Origin of the sequence: Klebsiella sp. GG_Kp175, from assembly GCF_040062325.1 — a bacterium.
GTDB lineage: Bacteria > Pseudomonadota > Gammaproteobacteria > Enterobacterales > Enterobacteriaceae > Klebsiella > Klebsiella quasipneumoniae.
In genome coordinates this window covers 397,721-415,895 of record NZ_JBEAFX010000002.1, presented here as the reverse complement: position 1 = coordinate 415,895, position 18,175 = coordinate 397,721, and the positions used below count along the sequence as shown (strand labels likewise).

Here is an 18,175-nt window from a genome sequence, read left to right as displayed (position 1 = left end):
TTTTTGTTTCTGGGGTCTATATGCAAATCGCCAAAGTACTCAATAACAATGTGGTGGTGGTTCTCGACGAGCACCGGCGCGAACAGGTGGTGATGGGGCGAGGGCTGGCCTTTCAGAAACGCCCGGGCGACGCGCTGGACGACAGCAAAATTGAAAAAGTTTTCGCCTTACAAAGCGATGAGCTGGTCGGCCGCTTAGGCGAGCTGCTCAGTCAGATTCCGTTAGAAGTGATGACCACCTGCGATCGCATTATCGACCTGGCACGCGGGCGGTTGGGCAAGTTACAGGAAAGTTTGTACATCACGTTAACGGATCACTGTCATTTTGCTATCGAGCGGCAGAAAAAGGGCATCGCACTGCGTAACGTGCTGCTGTGGGAGATTAAGCGGCTGTATCCGAAGGAGTTCGCGCTGGGCCAGGAGGCAAGGGCCATCATTGCCAAAAGGCTAGGCGTGGCGCTGGCGGAGGATGAAGCCGGATTTATCGCCCTGCATCTGGTGACGGCGCAGCTCAACAGCGAAATGCCGGAGGTCATGCACGTGACCCGGGTGATGCAGGAGATCCTGCAGCTGGTGAAGTATCAGCTGCAGCTTAACTACGATGAAGAGTCGCTGAGCTATCAGCGTTTCGTCACCCACCTGAAGTTTTTCGCCCAGCGGATGCTGACGCGCACGGTGGTGGAAGATGACGACGTCTCGCTGCACAGCGCGGTGAAAGATAACTACGCCAAAGCGTGGAAGTGTGCGGAAACGGTGGCGACGCATCTGCAAAAGCAGTATCAGCGGTCGCTGACCACCGAAGAAATTATGTTTCTTGCCATTCATATCGAACGGGTAAGAAAAGAGGGGCGTTAATTCTCCCCAACAAAACTGGATTGTTACTGCATGATGCAGGCAAAACCTGAGCGCGACGCCCACCGGCGTGGTTCTCGGGTTTTTTTATTTTTTACTACTCAGTCGCCGGTTGTCTGCGGGCAGCGGCAGTAAGGAAAAGAGCATGGAATATAAAGCACTCGCGCAGGATATTCTCAGCCGCGTCGGCGGCAAAGAGAACATTGTGAGTCTGGTTCACTGTGCGACACGTCTGCGTTTTAAACTGAAGGATAACGGCAAAGCCGATGCCGAAGGGCTGAAGGCCAATCCGGGCGTGATTATGGTGGTGGAGAGCGGCGGCCAGTTTCAGGTGGTGATTGGCAACCACGTCCACGACGTCTGGCTGGCGGTGCGCCAGGAGGCGGGGTTGAGCGATGACAGCGAACCGGTTGCCGAGGAAAAAGCGGCCAAAGGATCGGTGTTAAGCCAGCTTATCGACATCATCTCCGGCATCTTTACACCGTTTATCGGCGTGATGGCGGCAACCGGTCTGCTGAAAGGCCTGCTGGCGCTGGCGGTGACCTGCGGCTGGCTTACGCCGGAGCAGGGGACTTATAAAATCTGGTTTGCCGCCAGCGACGCGCTGTTCTTTTTCTTCCCGCTGTTTCTTGGCTATACCGCCGGGAAGAAGTTTGGCGGCAACCCGTTTATCTCGATGGTGATTGGCGGGGCGTTAACCCACCCGCTGATGATTCAGGCCTTTGAGGCCAGCCAGGCGCCGGGCGCGGCGGTGGAGCACTTTCTCGGCATTCCGGTGACCTTTATCAACTACAGCTCGTCAGTGATCCCGATTATTCTCGCCTCATGGGTCTCCTGCTGGCTGGAGCGCAAGAGCAACGCGCTGTTGCCGTCATCGATGAAAAACTTCTTCAGCCCGGCCATCTGCCTGGCGGTGGTGGTCCCGCTCACCTTCCTGGTGATTGGCCCGGTCGCCACCTGGCTGAGCCATCTGCTGGCCAACGGCTACCAGTTCATTTATGCGTTTGCGCCATGGCTGGCGGGCGCGGTACTGGGCGCCATGTGGCAGGTGTGCGTTATTTTCGGCCTGCACTGGGGGCTGGTGCCATTGATGATCAATAACATGACGGTGCTTGGTCACGACTCCATGCTGCCTATTATCCTCCCGGCGGTGATTGCCCAGGTGGGCGCCGTGCTCGGTATTTTCCTCGCCACCCGCGATGCGCGCCAGCGGGTGCTGGCCGGTTCCGCCTTCTCCGCCGGGCTGTTCGGCATCACCGAGCCGGCTATCTATGGCCTGACTCTGCCGCTGCGCCGTCCGTTTATCTTCGGCTGTGTCGCCGGGGCGATTGGCGGGGCGATCACTGCCTTTAGCAACAGTTATGCCTACTCGTTTGGCCTGCCAAACATCTTTTTCCCGGCGCAAATGATCCCGCCCGGCGGGATTGACGCCAGCGTCTGGGGCGGGCTTATCGGCACCGGCGTGGCTTTCGTGCTCGCCTGCGTGCTGACCTTCTTCGCCGGCCTGCCGCGCGCCAGCGCCGCGCCGGGCGCCGTGGCGGTAGCGCCGGTCTCGGCAAATGACATCCTGGCGCCGATGAGCGGCAGCGTCATCGCCCTCGATCAGGTGCCGGACAGCACCTTCGCCAGCGGCCTGTTGGGGAAAGGAGTCGCCATTATCCCGGCGGTGGGCAAAGTCATCGCCCCATTCCCGGGCGAAGTGGCTTCCCTGTTTCAGACTAAACACGCCATCGGCCTGCAGAGCGACAGCGGCATCGAGCTGCTGATCCACGTCGGCATCGACACGGTCAAACTCGACGGCGTGCCGTTTACCGCGCATGTGAAAGAGGGCGACAGGGTACAGGCCGGCGATCTGCTGATTGAGTTCGATCGTCAGGCGATTCTGGACGCCGGTTACGACCTGGCGACCCCGATTATTATCAGCAACAGCGATGACTATCGTGAGATCGACACGGTGGCGCCCAGCGCCGTCGAAGCCGGTCAGCCGTTGTTGTCAGTCAGCCATTAATCACAGGAGAGAGAGATGAAAACATTCCCGACAGATTTTTTATGGGGCGGCGCGACCGCGGCGAATCAGGTGGAAGGGGCGTACCTGGAAGATGGCAAAGGGTTATCCACCTCCGATGTGCAGCCGCACGGCGTCTTCGGCGAAGTGGTCGAGCGCGTACCCGGCGACAGCGGCATAAAGGATGTGGCGATCGATTTTTACCATCGCTACCCGGAAGATATCGCCCTGTTCGCTGAGATGGGCTTTAACTGCCTGCGGGTCTCCATCGCCTGGACGCGCATCTACCCCAACGGCGACGACGCCGAGCCGAACGAAGCCGGACTCGCCTTCTACGACAAATTGTTCGACGAGATGGCGAAGCACAACATCACTCCGCTGGTGACGCTGTCGCATTATGAAATGCCATGGGCGCTGGTGAAAAATTACGGCGGCTGGGGCAACCGGCAGGTGATTGGCTTCTTTGAGCGCTACGCCCGGACGGTGTTCAGCCGTTATAAAAACAAAGTCAAACTGTGGCTGACCTTTAACGAAATCAATATGTCGCTGCATGCCCCGATGACCGGCGTCGGCTTGCCGGCCGGCAGCAGTAAAGGCGAGGTGTATCAGGCCATTCATCACCAGCTGGTGGCCAGCGCTCTGGCGGTCAAAGCCTGTCATGAGCTGGTGCCCGAGGGCAAAATCGGCAATATGCTGCTCGGCGGGCTGATGTATCCCCTGAGCTGCAAACCGGAAGATGTGTTTGCGACGCTGCAGGAGAACCGCAGCTGGCAGTTCTTCGGCGACGTGCAGGCGCGCGGGGCGTACCCGGGCTATATGCAGCGCTTTTTCCGCGACAACGGCATCACGCTCGACATCACCGAGGCCGATCGCGAAACGCTGAAAACCACCGTCGATTTTATCTCCTTCAGCTACTACATGACCGGGTGCGTCACCGCCGATGAGGCGCTGAACCAGCAGGCGCGCGGCAATATTCTCAGCATGGTGCCGAACCCGCACCTGGCGAGCTCGGAGTGGGGCTGGCAGATAGACCCCCTCGGCCTGCGTACGCTGCTGAACGTGCTGTGGGATCGCTATCAGAAGCCGCTGTTTATCGTGGAAAACGGTCTGGGCGCCAAAGATAAGGTGGAAGCCGACGGCAGCATTAATGATGACTACCGCATCAGCTACCTGAACGACCACCTGGTGCAGGCGCGGGAAGCCATTGACGATGGCGTTGAGCTGATGGGCTTTACCAGCTGGGGGCCGATTGATCTGGTGAGCGCCTCGAAGGCGGAGCTGTCGAAGCGATACGGCTTTATCTATGTCGACCTCCATGATGACGGCACCGGCACCCTGGCACGCAGTAAGAAGAAGAGCTTTGACTGGTATAAAGAGGTGATTGCCAGCCGCGGCGCCAGCCTGAAAGCGTAATGCTTCCCCGCCCGGCCATCGCCGGGCGAGGGATCAGCCCGGTTTACGCGCGCGCAGTAAAAAGATCATCGGACGCTCTTTCTCTTCATCCAGGGCGGGCTGTTGAGCAATCTGTTCGGCGCTCGGACCCCACTCATCCAGCTGCTCCAGCACAAAACCAGCGGCGATAAGCGCGTTTACCCAGCTTGAGAGTTTGCGGTGCTGTTTAATGACGCCCTCGGCAAACCAGTTGCTTACGCGCTCGCCCTCCTGCTGATAGTGGCTGACCGGCCAGCTTTTTTGCCCCTGCTCATTTACCTGCCATCCCTGCTGCAGCGGCGCGGTATAGATGGGATGTTCCGCGGAAAAGACCAGGATGCCGCCAGGGACCAGCGCCTGCTGCAGGGCGGTGAAGAGCGGGGCGATGTCTGGTAAGTAATGGAGCGCCAGTGAGCTGTAGACCAGATCGCAGCTGTTGGCGGGCAACGTCAGGGTTTGCAGATCGGCGCAGCGGTAGTCAATCTCATCCCCGCGGGTCATCTCTCGCGCCTGCGCCAGCATACGTCGGGAGATATCAAAACCAATTATCTGGCTGGCTCCCTGCTGCAGCGCCCAGCGGCAAAACCAGCCGTAGCCACAACCGAGATCCACCACCCGCAAACCGGTTACTGGCGGCAGCATTGCCTGCAGCGATGGCCACTCTGGTGCACCCTCCAGTCCCTTCACCGAGCGATCGAGGGTCGCATAGCCGGCAAAGAACTGCGGGTCGTCATAAATATTCTGACTCATATTCATCCCTTGAATTGATAAGGTTGTTTATTTTTAGCTAACTAATAATTTAGTCACACGCTTTACTAAACGCGTTTAATTCAATTAATTTATGATAACCAACCTGATTACGTTATCTGACCTGTTAAATGAAATTGATATTAAAAAATAGCGTGCTGGCGGCGTTGCCCCTGGCCATCGCGCTGGCTGGCTGCGCGCCTTCTCATGAGGTCGCTAATCCGCCGCAGCAGCAAATTCCGGCTTCCCACGTTTCCATGGATCTTCCCGCCGCCGTCAAAAATGGCTGGCCACACACCGACTGGTGGAAAGACTACCACGATGCCCAACTGGATAATCTGATTCAGCGCGCACTCGCCAACGCGCCGGACATGCAGATTGCCGAACAGCGCATCAGGCTTGCTGAAGCGCAGGCGCGAATGTCGCAGGCGAATCTTGGCCCGGAGATGGATTTCTCCGCCGATATCGAACGGCAGAAAATGTCCGCTGAAGGCCTGATGGGGCCGTTCGCCACCGATACCGACGGCAATACCGGCCCGTGGTACACCAATGGCACCTTCGGCCTGACTGCCGGCTGGGATCTCGATCTGTGGGGCAAAAACCGCGCGCTGGTGAAAGCGCGCATCGGCGAGCTGAAAGCCCAGGTGGCCGAGCAGGCCCAGACCCGCGAGCTGCTCTCCGGCAGCGTGGCGCGCCTGTACTGGCAGTGGCAGACGGAAGCGGCGATCAAAGCGGTGCTGCAGCAGGTGAAAAACGAGCAAAATAATATCGTGACGGTCGACAAGGCCCTGTATCAGCGCGGGATCACCAACTCCGCCGAAGGGGCGGAGAACGATATTAACGTCAGCAAAACCGACCAGCAGCTGGCGGACGTGGCGGGCACGATGAAAGAGATTGAAGCGCGGCTGATGGCCCTGACCAACAGCCAGAGCCAGTCGCTGAACCTCAAACCCGCCAGCCTGCCGACGGTCAGCGCGCAGCTGCCGGATACCCTCGGCTATGAGCTGCTGGCGCGCCGCCCGGATCTGCAGGTCGCTCACTGGTATATCGAGGCGTCGCTGAGCGAAGTGGACGCGGCGAAGGCGGCGTTTTATCCGGACATCAACCTGATGGCGTTCCTGCAGCAGGATGCCCTGCACTTAAGCGATCTTTTCCGCCATTCGGCGCAGCAGATGGGCGTCACCGCCGGACTGACGCTGCCGATCTTCGACAGCGGTCGTCTCAATGCTAATCTGGATATCGCCAGCGCGCAGAACAGCCTGTCCATCGCCCAATACAACAAAGCGGTGGTGGACGCCGTCAACCAGGTGGCGAAAACCGCCAGCCAGGTTGAGACGCTGATGGCCAAAAGCCAACAGCAGCAGCAGGTTGAAAAAGACGCCCAGCGGGTGGTGGATCTGGCGCAGGCCCGAATGGCGGCGGGGATCCTGCCCGGCTCCAGGGTGAGCCTGGCGAAACTCCCGGCGCTGCAGGAGCGTATCACCGCCTTGCGCCTGCACGGCCAGTGGATTGACGCCAGCATTCAGCTGACCTCGGCCCTTGGCGGCGGCTACCACCAGACGGTGAAGTAACCGCCAACCACGGTGCGCCCGCGGGCGCGCCGCTCAGTCTTTCTTCTTACTCTCGCGCCGCCTGAGCCACCAGTGGGCGGCCACGACCACCAGCACCGCGAGGATCAGCCAGATCCAATGCTTCAGATGGGCGTCCAGATGGTGCAGCCACGGGCCGACCACCTCGCCGCCAAGATAGCCTATGGTGGTAAACAGCAGGGCCCACACCAGCGCTCCGACAATATTCAGCGGCAGGAAAATGCGCGGCGGCAGGCGGCTGGCGCCGATCAGCAGGGGGCCGATCACCCGGAAGCCGTACATAAAGCGGGTGCCGATGACAAACAGCCACGGCCGGTGCTGGATCATGCGCTGCGCTTTCCGGATCCGCGCCTTCTGGCTGGCGAAACGGCGCAGAATGCGCCCGCCGAAGCGGCGACCAAGCAGATAGAGCAGCTGATCGCCAATCATCCCGCCGAGGGCGACGGCGATCACCACCAGGGGAAACTTCAGTAGCCCCTGATGCGCTGCGACGCCGCCCAGCAGGGTAATGGTCTCACCTTCCGCCATGCTGCCGACGATCAGCGCCGCGTAGCCATACTGGGAAATCAGGTGATTGATATCCATAAACAGCTTTTCTCCTTACCTCATCACCTCTTAATCATACACCCTGCTGACCAAAACGCGGCGAGGCAGATTTTTTGCGCTGTACACAAAATAATCTATAGGGTGAATTATACTTGGATCAGTGCAGTACGAAGCCGTGACAAGGGGGACGCTATGAACCATGTCTGGGGGCTCTTCGCTCATCCCAACCGGGAGATGAGCGTGATCAAGAGCGAGAATGAAACCATTTCTCATCACTATACGCACCATGTGCTGCTGATGGCGGCGGTTCCGGTGGTTTGCGCCTTTATCGGCACCACGCAGTTGGGCTGGAACTTCGGCGACGGCACTATTATTAAACTGTCGATGTTGACCGGGCTGGCGCTGGCGGTGCTGTTTTATGCCGTGATGCTCGCCGGGGTGGCGATCATGGGGCGGGTCATCTGGTGGATGGCCAGGCAATATCCACAGCAGCCTTCCCTGAAACGCTGCATGGTATTTGCCGGCTATGTGGCCACACCGCTGTTCCTGAGCGGGATTGTGGCGCTCTATCCGCTGGTCTGGCTATGCGCGCTGATCGGTACCATTGCCCTGTTCTATACTGGCTATCTGCTCTATCTCGGGATCCCGACCTTCCTGAGCATTAACCGGGAAGAGGGGCTCAGTTTCGCCAGCTCAACCCTGGCCATCGGGGTGCTGGTGCTGGAAGTCCTGCTGGCGATCACCGTGGTGCTGTGGGGGTATGGCTACCGACTCTTCTGATCGGACGTAACGGGTCAATATGCATTGCCGGCAAATATGTATTTTATGTCGGCAATGCAGCATTTCTTCACGATTCTTATTAGGCACAGGGCCTTACAGCGCGGTATGATGGCGTTTGCCAGCGAAGTTGCCCACTTAACCTCGCGGCGTACGTTGCATAACGTGCAAAAATACTTTTCAGAATGCCCATGATGCCGAAATTTCGAGTCTCTTTGCTCAGCCTGACCTTGCTGCTGGCTGTGCCTTTTGCGCCCCAGGCGTTAGCAAAAACCTCCGCGGCGGTGACCGCCTCGCAGCCGGACATCGCTTCCGGCAGCGCCATGATCGTCGATCTGGCCACCAAAAAAATCATTTACGCCAGCCAGCCGGATCTGGTGCGCCCGATGGCGTCGATCACCAAGGTGATGACCGCCATGGTGGTGCTCGATGCCCATCTGCCGCTGGATGAGATGCTGACGGTGGATATCAGCCATACCCCGGAAATGAAGGGGATTTACTCGCGCGTGCGTCTCAACAGCCAAATCAGCCGCCGCGATATGCTGCTGCTGGCGCTGATGTCTTCCGAGAACCGTGCGGCCGCCAGCCTGGCGCATCACTATCCTGGCGGCTACGACGCCTTTATTCGCGCGATGAACGCCAAAGCGCAGGCGCTGGGTATGACCCATACCCGCTACGTGGAGCCCACCGGACTGTCGGTGCATAACGTCTCCACCGCCCGCGATCTGACCAAACTGCTGATCGCCAGCGAGCAGTACCCGCTGATCGGCCAGCTGAGCACCACCAAAGAAGAGACCGCCACCTTTGCCCATCCGGCCTACAGCCTGCCGTTCCGCAACACTAACCATCTGGTGTATCGCGACAACTGGAACATCCAGCTGACCAAAACCGGCTTCACCAACGCCGCCGGCCACTGCCTGATTATGCGCACGGTGATCAACCAACGCCCGGTGGCGCTGGTGGTGATGGATGCCTTCGGCAAATATACCCACTTTGCCGACGCCAGCCGTTTGCGCACGTGGATCGAGACCGGGAAGGTGATGCCGGTGCCGGCTTCGGCGCTGAGCTATAAGAAGCAGCGCGAAGCGCAGATGGCGGAGGCGATGCTGAAAGGCGGCGCCCAGACCGCGCAGAACGATTAATCTGCACATCCCCCGGATGACGGCGCATTGCGCCTTATCCGGGCTACGTGATTTGGCACCCGGTTCGCCCCCTTCGTAGGCCCGGCAAGCGCAGCGCCGCCGGGTAATCAGGCTGAGTGCCGGTGTTTGTGCCGGATGGCGGCTGACGTCTTATCCGGCCTGGGGAACCGCGCTGAACGGTAGCCCGGCTGAGGCGTTTACGCCGCGAGCCGGGGATTTGACGCCGAATATTACTCCGGGAGCGTCCAGTCGCCGTCACCCAGCGCGCGCTGCATAATCAACGTATCCCGCCAGTCGCCCATCTTATAGCCGACGCTGCGCAGCTGACCCGCCACGGTAAAACCGAACTTTTTATGGATCGCCAGCGAGCCGGCATTGTTATGGCCATCGCCGATGATCGCCAGCATCTGCCGCCACGGGCCTTTCTCGCATTCGGCGATCAGCCGCGACAGCAGCGCGCTGCCGATGCCGCGCCCGCCCATTCCGGACTCCACGTAGATGGATTCCTCGAGGGTATAGCGATAGGCCGGGCGCGGGCGATAGAAAGTGGCGTAGCAGTAGCCGACGATAGCCCCGCGCCACAGCGCGACCAGCCAGGGCAGCCCGTTATCGCGCACGGTCTGGATCCGTTTACGCATTTCGTCAACGGTGGGGGGGATCTCTTCGAAGGAGGCGCGGCCATTAAGCACGTGCCAGACATACAGCGCGGCGATGGCGTGCGCATCGTCGGGCAGCGCTTCACGAATTTCTAAATCACTGTCGAGTAACGGGGCCTCTGCGGGCATGGCGGCGCTCCTGAATCTGCCGGAGAGACATTCTCCGGCGTGCAGCGTAATACAGAAGCGCCAGGCTGAATAGCCCTGCCGCCGATTATTGCGGATCCGCCGGGGAGACCGGCGCCGGGGCCGCTTCACCCCAGTATTTTTGCTTGCTGGTTTTACCAATCCCCGGGTTCATGCTGTTGGTCGGATCGTTCTGGCGATAGAACTGCTGCAGGCTCTCCGGCGCTTCATACAGATGACCCACGTTATGCTCCGCCGGGTACTGGGCGCCGCGCGCTTTCAGTAACGCCAGCATCTGCTCCTTCAGCGCATGGGCATCGACTCCTTTCTTGACGATGTAATCCTGATGGAACACATGACACATAAAGTGGCCATAGTAGAGCTTGTGCACCAGCTGGCTGTCGATCTCCGGCGGCAGATGTTCGAACCACTCGGTATCGTTGCGGCGCAGGGCGATATCCAGCGCCAGAATATCTTCGACTTCGTCGGCATGCACCGCCTGATAGCGGATCGCCGCGCCGGCGGCGGCAAAGCGATGGAGAAACGCCTTACTGCCTTCCTCCGGCGTACAGGCGAAGAAATCTCCCTCGGCCTGCTGGAAGTATTCCGTCAGCCAGCGCTGTGCTTCTTCGATGCCGTCGCCGGCCATCTTCAGCAGCAGATGGTGTTCATATTTGTCGCGCCAGGTTTTCATCCGCTCCGGTAAATGCGCCGGGAAGACGTGGCCGAGCTTCTGCATAAAGCGGTCGGTAAAGTGCGGTTTAAACAGCGACACTTTCTCCAGCATCGCGTCGGTTCGCCCCTTCATGGTGAAGAAGAACGGCATTTTGTCGGTGCCGAGCTTGTCGATCATCAGGAAGGTGTCTTTGCCATACTGCTCGGCGATATCGTAAATATCGCGGTGCATATATTCCCCGGCCACCGGCAGATGCTGGAACTCGGCGAGGATATGGCGGCGGATCTCGGTCAATACCTGCGGCTGGTTGGTGCCAATGTAAAACACCTGCTGGCGCTTTTCCGCCGGGAAGGTATCGAGACGCACGGCGAAAACCGCCAGCTTGCCGGCGCAGCCGGAGGATTCGAACAGGCGGTCCGGGTCGGCGTTGTAGCGCGCCGGGGTGTCGGCATCGACATCGCGCACGCGGGTAACATAGTCGTGATCGTGGGCGTGGCGGCCATCGTGCAGCACATCGCTATCGCTGATCCGCTCGTCGTCGAGTCGGCTGAGGATCTGCTCCGGCGTACTGCCGAGATCGATGCCCAGATGGTTGACCAGCTTCAGCTTGCCGTCGGCGTCAATCTGTGCGAACAGCGACATCTCGGTGTAGGCCGGCCCGCGCTGCACCAGGGAACCGCCGGAGTTGTTGCAGATCCCGCCGATCACCGACGCGCCGATGCACGATGAGCCGATCACGGAGTGCGGCTCGCGCCCCAGCGGTTTCAGCGCTTTTTCCAGTGAGTAGAGCGTGGTGCCGGGCCAGGCCAGCACCTGCTCGCCTTTGTCCAGCAGATGCAGTTTATCCAGGCGCAGGGTGCTGATAATCACGATCTCGCGATCGTAATCATTGCCGTTGGGGGTGGAGCCTTCGGTCAGGCCGGTGTTGGCCGCCTGCATCAGAATGATTTTATCGGCGTCGACGCAGGCGTTGAGCACGCGCCAGAGTTCCAAAAGGGTGCCGGGAAAGACAACCGCCAGCGCCTCGCCCTGACCGGAGCGGAAGCCTTTGCGGTAGCGCTGGGTTTTTGCCGGGTCGGTCAGCAGATGCGAAGGGCCAACCAGGCGCGCGAGGTCAGCCAGAAACGTTTTATTGGTGTTAGTGGGTGCAGATGACATGTTCCACTCCTTGTGGTGGTGCGCGAAATATCGAGGATAAGCATAGCGCTTTGTATGACAATTTGATGCATGAATGTTTCGCAAAAATCAGAGAAGAACCTTAGCATTCTGCGGGCGCGTTGTTTATATATATGGCAAACTGCGGTTTTTATTATGTTTTACCGAGTCCCCGTCTGAGAAAAAGCGAGATAACAATGAAATGGCTCTGCACTGTAGGCGTCGCCGTGAGTCTGGCGCTGCAACCCGCGCTGGCGGATGAACTGTTTGGTAACCACCCCCTGACCCCGCAGGCGCGGGATGCCTTTGTCACCGACCTGCTGAAAAAAATGACCGTAGACGAGAAAATCGGCCAGCTGCGTCTGATAAGCGTCGGCCCGGATAACCCCAAAGAGGCGATCCGTGAAATGATCAAAAACGGTCAGGTGGGGGCGATTTTTAATACCGTTACCCGCCCGGATATCCGCGTGATGCAGGATCAGGTGATGCAGCTCAGCCGCCTGAAAATCCCGCTGTTCTTTGCCTACGATGTGCTGCACGGCCAGCGCACCGTCTTCCCGATAAGCCTCGGCCTGGCCTCGTCGTTTAACCTCGACGCGGTGAAGACCGTGGGCCGGGTGTCAGCTTATGAAGCCGCCGATGACGGGCTGAACATGACCTGGGCGCCGATGGTCGACGTCTCCCGCGACCCGCGCTGGGGACGCGCTTCCGAAGGGTTCGGGGAAGACACCTATCTGACCACGATGATGGGTCAGGCGATGGTGGAGTCGATGCAGGGCAAAAGCCCGGCGGACCGCTATTCGGTGATGACCAGCGTCAAGCACTTCGCCGCCTACGGCGCGGTGGAGGGCGGGAAAGAGTACAACACGGTCGACATGAGCCCGCAGCGCCTGTTCAACGACTATATGCCGCCGTATAAAGCCGGGCTGGATGCCGGCAGCGGCGCGGTGATGGTGGCCCTGAATTCGCTGAACGGCACCCCGGCGACCGCCGATTCCTGGCTGCTGAAAGATGTCCTGCGCGACCAGTGGGGCTTTAAAGGCATCACGGTCTCCGACCACGGCGCCATTAAAGAGCTGATCAAGCACGGCGTGGCCTCCGACCCGGAAGACGCGGTGCGCGTGGCGCTCAAGTCCGGCATCAACATGAGCATGAGCGACGAGTATTACAGCAAGTACCTGCCGGGGCTGGTGAAGTCCGGCAAGGTGACCATGGCCGAGCTGGATGACGCCACCCGTCACGTGCTTAACGTCAAATATGATATGGGGCTGTTCAACGATCCGTACAGCCACCTGGGGCCAAAAGATTCTGACCCGCAGGACACCAACGCAGAAAGCCGTCTGCATCGTAAAGAGGCGCGGGAAGTCGCCCGCGAGAGCCTGGTGCTGCTGAAAAACCGGCTTGATACGTTGCCGCTGAAAAAATCCGGCACTATCGCGGTGGTGGGCGCGCTGGCGGACAGCAAACGCGACATGATGGGCAGCTGGTCGGCAGCGGGCGTGGCCGACCAGTCGGTGACCGTCCTGACCGGCATCAAAGAAGCGCTGGGCGATAACGGCAAAGTGATTTACGCCAAAGGGGCGAACGTTACCAACGACAAAGGCATTGTCGATTTCCTCAACCTGTATGAGAACGCGGTGCAGGTTGACCCGCGCTCGCCGCAGGAAATGATCGACGAAGCCGTCGCGGCGGCGAAGCAATCCGACGTGGTGGTTGCCGTAGTGGGCGAGGCGCAGGGCATGGCCCATGAGGCCTCCAGCCGGACCGACATCACCCTGCCGCAGAGCCAGCGCAACCTGATTGCCGCCCTCAAGGCCACCGGCAAACCGCTGGTGCTGGTGCTGATGAACGGCCGTCCGCTGGCGCTGGTGAAAGAGGATCAGCAAGCCGATGCGCTGTTGGAGACCTGGTTTGCCGGCACCGAAGGCGGGCATGCCATCGCCGACGTGCTGTTTGGCGACTATAACCCGTCGGGCAAGCTGCCGATGTCCTTCCCGCGCTCGGTGGGGCAGATCCCAACCTACTACAGCCACCTGAATACCGGTCGTCCGTATAATCCTGAGAAGCCGAACAAGTACACCTCGCGCTACTTCGATGAAGCCAACGGCCCGCTGTACCCGTTTGGCTACGGCCTGAGCTATACCACCTTTAGCGTCTCCGATGTCACCATGTCGTCGGCCACCCTGCCGCGCGACGGCAGCGTGACCGCCAGCGTGCAGGTGACCAATACCGGAAAACGCGAAGGGGCGACGGTCATTCAGCTGTATCTGCAGGACGTCACTGCCTCCATGAGCCGGCCGGTGAAAATGCTGCGCGGCTTTAAAAAGGTCAACCTCAAGCCGGGCGAAACGCAAACCGTCAGCTTCCCGATCGACGTCGACGCGCTGAAGTTCTGGAACCAGCAGATGAAATACGTCGCTGAGCCGGGCAAATTCAATGTCTTTATCGGCGTGGACTCCGCCCGCGTGAAGCAGAGCGAGTTTGAGCTGTTGTAAGGCATAGCCCTTAAGCCCAACGTCACACTTAAAAGGCCGATTAATCGGCCTTTTCTTTTTCGTATCGCTGGCAAATGGACTACGCTTTTCTCTTAAGCTTCTGTAAGCGAAGCGCAAAAGAACTGAGGGATGCGGGATGAAGATGGCGACGAAATGGTCCGGCGCGCTGGCGCTGGCCGCCCTGATAAGTGTGCCGCTGCAGGCGGCGGAGCCGGTGAAGGTCGGCTCGAAAATTGATACCGAAGGGGCGCTGCTGGGTAATATGATCCAGCAGGTGCTGGAAAGCCACGGCGTCAAAACGATTAACAAAATCCAGCTCGGCACCACGCCGGTGGTGCGCGGGGCGATTGTCGCCGGCGAGCTGGATATCTACCCGGAATATACCGGCAATGGCGCTTTTTTCTTTAAAGATGAAAACGACCCGGCATGGAAGAATGCCCAGCAGGGCTATGAGAAGGTGAAGCGCCTGGATCAGGAGAAACATCAGCTGGTATGGCTTACCCCGGCGCCGGCTAACAACACCTGGACCATCGCCGTGCGTCAGGAGCTGGCGGAGAAAAATCACCTGACTTCGCTGGCCGACCTCAGCCGCTATCTGCAGCAGGGCGGCGAATTTAAGCTGGCGGCCTCGGCGGAGTTTATTGAACGCCCGGACGCGCTGCCGGCGTTTGAAAAAGCGTATGACTTTAAACTCAACCAGAACCAGCTGCTGTCGCTGGCCGGGGGCGATACGGCGGTGACCATCAAAGCGGCGGCGCAGCAGACCTCCGGTGTCAACGCGGCGATGGCCTACGGCACCGACGGCCCGGTGGCGGCCCTGGGATTACAGACGTTGAGCGACCCGCAGGGCGTGCAGCCGATTTACGCCCCAACGCCGGTGGTGCGCGAGACGGTGCTGAAAGCCTACCCGCAGATCGCCGACTGGCTGAAGCCGGTCTTCGCCAGCCTCGATGAAAAGACCCTGCAGCAGCTTAACGCCCGCATCGCGGTGGAAGGCCAGGATGCGAAGCGCGTGGCGGCAGATTATCTGCAGCAGAAAGGCCTGCTGAAGTAAGCCACCGGTGACCATTCGCTGTACTCACCGCGTCGGCCTGCTGCTGACAGGCCTGCTGCTGGTTACGCTGGCGCTGCCGTTTATCACTTACGCGCCGAATCGCTTACTCTCCGGGGAAGGGCGCGGTCTGTGGCAGGTGATGCCCTGGCTCGCCGGCGTTCAGCTGGCGGCAGCCCTCGCCGGGATCCTGCTCTGCTGGCTGCCGGGCAGGGTCGCGCCGCTTCTCCATCTGCTGCTGGCCGAACTGCTCTTCCCGCTGCTTATCTGGGGCAGCGGCCAGGCGGCGCTTGAGCTCTCCCGGCACGGCTCGCCGCTGGCGCGCACCTCGCCCGGCAGCGGCCTGTGGCTGTCGCTGGCGCTCTGCCTGCTGCTGGCCAGCGAGGCCATTCGTCATCTTACCGCCCGGCCGCTGTGGCGCTGGCTGCTCAATGCGCAAGTCTGGCTTCTGCCCATCATCCTGCTCGCCGCCGGGGCGCTCGATCAGCTCTCGCTGCTGAAAGAGTATGCCAACCGCCAGGAGGTGTTTGACGACGCTCTGCGCCAGCATCTGCTTCTGCTGTTTGGCACCCTGCTGCCGGGCCTGCTGATCGGCCTGCCGCTGGGGGTATGGCTCTGGCGGCGTCCGCGCTGGCAGGCGCCGGCCTTCACTGTGCTCAATGTGATCCAGACTATCCCGTCGGTGGCGCTGTTCGGCCTGCTGATTGCCCCGCTTGCCGGTGTGGCGCGCTATTTTCCGGCGCTGGGCGAGCTGGGCGTCTCCGGGACCGGCGTGGCGCCGGCCCTGATTGCCCTGACGTTGTATGCGCTGCTGCCGCTGGTGCGCGGGGTGGTGACCGGCCTGCAGCAGGTGCCGCAGGATGCGCTGGAGAGCGCGACGGCGATGGGCATGAGCGCCGGGCAGCGCTTTCGCCAGGTGCAGCTCCCGCTGGCGATGCCGGTGCTGCTGCGCAGCCTGCGGGTGGTCAGCGTGCAAACCGTCGGCATGGCGGTGGTGGCGGCGCTGATCGGCGCCGGCGGCTTTGGCGCGCTGGTATTTCAGGGGCTGCTGAGCAGCGCGCTGGATCTGGTGCTGCTGGGCGTGGTGCCGACCATTGCCCTGGCGGTGGTGGTGGATGCTCTGTTCGCCCTGTGGGGCGCCTGGCTAAAAGGAGAGGCCAATGATTGAGTTTCAAGGGGTCAGCAAAGCGTTTGCCGGCCACCCGGCGGTGAAGGACCTGACCCTGGAGCTGCGCGAAGGCGCATTTTCGGTGCTGGTGGGCACCTCCGGCTCGGGCAAGTCGACGACGCTGAAAATGATCAACCGCCTGCTGGAGCCGGACCGGGGCATGGTTCGCTTTGCCGGCGAAGACATCCGCCAGCAGCCGCTCCTGACCCTGCGGCGACGGATGGGCTATGCCATCCAGTCTATCGGCCTGTTTCCCCACTGGACGGTGGCGCAGAATATCGCCACCGTGCCGCAGCTGCAAAAATGGCCGCGGGCGAGGATCGCCGACCGGGTCGACGAGCTGATGGCGCTGCTGGGGCTGGAGGCGACGCTGCGCGACCGCTACCCCCATCAGCTTTCCGGCGGCCAACAGCAGCGGGTCGGGGTGGCGCGGGCGCTGGCGGCAGACCCGGAGGTGCTGCTGATGGATGAACCCTTCGGCGCCCTCGACCCGGTGACCCGCGAGGCGCTGCAGCAGGAGATGCTGCGCATTCACCGCCTGCTGGGGCGGACGATTGTCCTGGTGACCCATGATATTGACGAAGCGCTACGTCTGGCGGACCACCTGGTGCTGATGGACGGTGGCGAGGTGGTCCAGCAGGGGGCGCCGCTGGCGATGCTCCTGCGGCCAGAGAATAGCTTTGTGCAGACCTTTTTTGGCCGCAGCGAGCTGGGCGTGCGCCTGCTGTCGCTGCGTGAGGTGCGGGACTATCTGCGCCCCGACGAGCGGCTGGCGGGCGAGGGGCTGATCGTCACCATGACCCTGCGGGAAGCGCTATCGCAGTTTGTCGCCCGGCGCTGCGAGGCGCTGCCGGTGGTGGATGCCGAGGGGCAGCCCTGCGGCACGCTGCATTTTGCCGATCTGCTGCGCCAGGAGGCGAGTCATGAAGGCGCTTCGTGAGCCGTTGTGGTGGCTTATCGCGCTGTTCATCGGCCTGCTGATGGGGCTACCCTACAGCGCGCCGCTGTTCAGCCGGCTGTTTCCGGAGCTGCCGCGGCCGGTTTACCAGCAGGAGAGCTTCTGGGCGCTCACTCTCGATCACGGCTGGCTGGTAGTGGTATCCAGCCTCGTGGCAACCGCCGTCGGGCTGGGGGCAGGGGTGGCGGTTACCCGGCCCGCGGGCAGCGCGTTTCGTCCGCTGGCGGAGACCATCGCCGCTATCGGGCAGACCTTTCCGCCGGTGGCGGTGCTGGCGATGGCGGTACCGGTGCTGGGCTTTGGCTGGCTGCCGGCGCTGATCGCCCTCGCGCTGTATGGCATACTGCCGGTGCTGCAGGGGACGCTGGCCGGGCTGGGCTCGATACCGTCGGGCGTGTCAGATGTGGCAGAAGGGATGGGAATGACCGGCTGGCAGCGTCTGTATAAGGTGGAGCTGCCGCTGGCGGCCCCGGTGATCCTGGCGGGGATCCGCACCTCGGTCATCGTCAATATTGGTACCGCGACGATAGCCTCGACGGTGGGGGCCAATACGCTTGGGACGCCGATCATCATCGGCCTGAGCGGGTTTAATACCGCCTATATTGTGCAGGGGGCGCTACTGGTGGCGCTGGCGGCGATCATTGTCGACCGCGCGTTTGAGCGTCTGACCCGCTGGATCAGCCGACACCGCCACGCACAATAAAGGAATAGCCGGCCAGCATTACGCCGCTGATCCCGCCGATGGCCATAAGTAAGAAGAGAGTGACGACCGCGATTTTCGCTGGCTTCATAATAGGCTCCT

General features: G+C 60.9%; 15 protein-coding genes and 1 pseudogene. 11 read left to right on the top strand and 5 right to left on the bottom strand.

Annotation, left to right across the window (positions count from 1 at the left end; translation table 11 throughout):
• The first annotated feature begins 20 nt into the window (after positions 1 to 20).
• From bglG to ascB, 3 genes and pseudogenes are all read left to right on the top strand, one after another.
• Positions 21 to 854, top strand: a complete 834-nt coding sequence (bglG, locus tag ABLU73_RS05125; RefSeq protein WP_114466042.1) for a transcriptional antiterminator BglG — start codon at positions 21 to 23, stop codon at positions 852 to 854.
• A gap of 30 nt (positions 855 to 884) precedes the next feature.
• A pseudogene (gene bglF / locus ABLU73_RS05120) lies at positions 885 to 2,859 on the top strand (PTS beta-glucoside transporter subunit IIABC).
• 15 nt (positions 2,860 to 2,874) lie between these two features.
• Positions 2,875 to 4,269 carry a 6-phospho-beta-glucosidase gene (gene ascB / locus ABLU73_RS05115; RefSeq protein WP_264924475.1) on the top strand — a complete coding sequence of 465 codons (1,395 nt, stop codon included), beginning with the start codon at positions 2,875 to 2,877 and terminating at the stop codon, positions 4,267 to 4,269.
• Between the two features lie 33 nt (positions 4,270 to 4,302).
• On the opposite strand, the gene ABLU73_RS05110 is transcribed toward ascB, so the two are convergent.
• Positions 4,303 to 5,037, bottom strand: coding sequence for a class I SAM-dependent methyltransferase (locus ABLU73_RS05110; protein ID WP_023318739.1), 735 nt, complete (start codon positions 5,035 to 5,037; stop codon positions 4,303 to 4,305).
• Positions 5,038 to 5,165: 128 nt separating this feature from the next.
• Between ABLU73_RS05110 and mdtQ the strand changes: the two genes are divergently transcribed.
• Entirely contained in the window at positions 5,166 to 6,605 is a 1,440-nt protein-coding gene (gene mdtQ / locus ABLU73_RS05105) for a multidrug resistance outer membrane protein MdtQ (protein WP_023318738.1), read from the top strand.
• A 33-nt stretch (positions 6,606 to 6,638) separates the two neighbouring features.
• Here the strand turns inward: mdtQ and ABLU73_RS05100 are convergent, their stop codons facing one another.
• Positions 6,639 to 7,208, bottom strand: a complete 570-nt coding sequence (locus ABLU73_RS05100; protein ID WP_023318737.1) for a DedA family protein — start codon at positions 7,206 to 7,208, stop codon at positions 6,639 to 6,641.
• A gap of 153 nt (positions 7,209 to 7,361) precedes the next feature.
• On the opposite strand from ABLU73_RS05100, the gene ABLU73_RS05095 reads away from it, so the two are divergent.
• Together ABLU73_RS05095 and pbpG are read left to right on the top strand one after the other, a co-directional pair.
• The gene (locus tag ABLU73_RS05095) at positions 7,362 to 7,949 is read left to right on the top strand and encodes a Yip1 family protein (protein WP_004201605.1); all 588 of its coding nucleotides are present in this window, start codon (positions 7,362 to 7,364) and stop codon (positions 7,947 to 7,949) included.
• Between the two features lie 188 nt (positions 7,950 to 8,137).
• Positions 8,138 to 9,088 (top strand): D-alanyl-D-alanine endopeptidase, encoded by a 951-nt coding sequence (gene pbpG, locus ABLU73_RS05090; RefSeq protein ID WP_017899335.1) that lies wholly within the window; start codon positions 8,138 to 8,140, stop codon positions 9,086 to 9,088.
• Between the two features lie 230 nt (positions 9,089 to 9,318).
• Here the strand turns inward: pbpG and ABLU73_RS05085 are convergent, their stop codons facing one another.
• Both ABLU73_RS05085 and dld read right to left on the bottom strand, forming a co-directional pair.
• The gene (locus tag ABLU73_RS05085; RefSeq protein WP_002912829.1) at positions 9,319 to 9,873 is read right to left on the bottom strand and encodes a GNAT family N-acetyltransferase; all 555 of its coding nucleotides are present in this window, start codon (positions 9,871 to 9,873) and stop codon (positions 9,319 to 9,321) included.
• Positions 9,874 to 9,958: 85 nt separating this feature from the next.
• Positions 9,959 to 11,704: a D-lactate dehydrogenase gene (gene dld, locus ABLU73_RS05080; RefSeq protein ID WP_124989377.1), complete on the bottom strand. Its 1,746-nt coding sequence runs from the start codon at positions 11,702 to 11,704 to the stop codon at positions 9,959 to 9,961.
• 194 nt (positions 11,705 to 11,898) lie between these two features.
• On the opposite strand from dld, the gene bglX reads away from it, so the two are divergent.
• The 5 genes from bglX (at position 11,899) to ABLU73_RS05055 (ending at position 18,076) form a co-directional block, all read left to right on the top strand.
• Positions 11,899 to 14,196: a beta-glucosidase BglX gene (gene bglX / locus ABLU73_RS05075; protein ID WP_114508312.1), complete on the top strand. Its 2,298-nt coding sequence runs from the start codon at positions 11,899 to 11,901 to the stop codon at positions 14,194 to 14,196.
• A 136-nt stretch (positions 14,197 to 14,332) separates the two neighbouring features.
• Positions 14,333 to 15,250 carry an ABC transporter substrate-binding protein gene (locus tag ABLU73_RS05070; RefSeq protein WP_004201600.1) on the top strand — a complete coding sequence of 306 codons (918 nt, stop codon included), beginning with the start codon at positions 14,333 to 14,335 and terminating at the stop codon, positions 15,248 to 15,250.
• 7 nt (positions 15,251 to 15,257) lie between these two features.
• Complete coding sequence (locus ABLU73_RS05065; protein ID WP_032456398.1) at positions 15,258 to 16,415, top strand: ABC transporter permease; 1,158 nt, start codon at positions 15,258 to 15,260, stop codon at positions 16,413 to 16,415.
• Positions 16,408 to 17,355: an ABC transporter ATP-binding protein gene (locus ABLU73_RS05060; protein WP_064150965.1), complete on the top strand. Its 948-nt coding sequence runs from the start codon at positions 16,408 to 16,410 to the stop codon at positions 17,353 to 17,355. Before ABLU73_RS05065 ends, ABLU73_RS05060 begins: the two co-directional genes overlap by 8 nt.
• A complete protein-coding gene (locus ABLU73_RS05055) occupies positions 17,339 to 18,076 on the top strand; it encodes an ABC transporter permease (RefSeq protein ID WP_094311358.1) in 738 nt (245 codons plus the stop codon). Before ABLU73_RS05060 ends, ABLU73_RS05055 begins: the two co-directional genes overlap by 17 nt.
• Here ABLU73_RS05055 and ABLU73_RS05050 read toward each other — a convergent pair.
• Positions 18,051 to 18,164 carry a protein YohO gene (locus tag ABLU73_RS05050; protein WP_002912762.1) on the bottom strand — a complete coding sequence of 38 codons (114 nt, stop codon included), beginning with the start codon at positions 18,162 to 18,164 and terminating at the stop codon, positions 18,051 to 18,053. The genes ABLU73_RS05055 and ABLU73_RS05050 overlap by 26 nt on opposite strands.
• Positions 18,165 to 18,175: the final 11 nt, after the last annotated feature.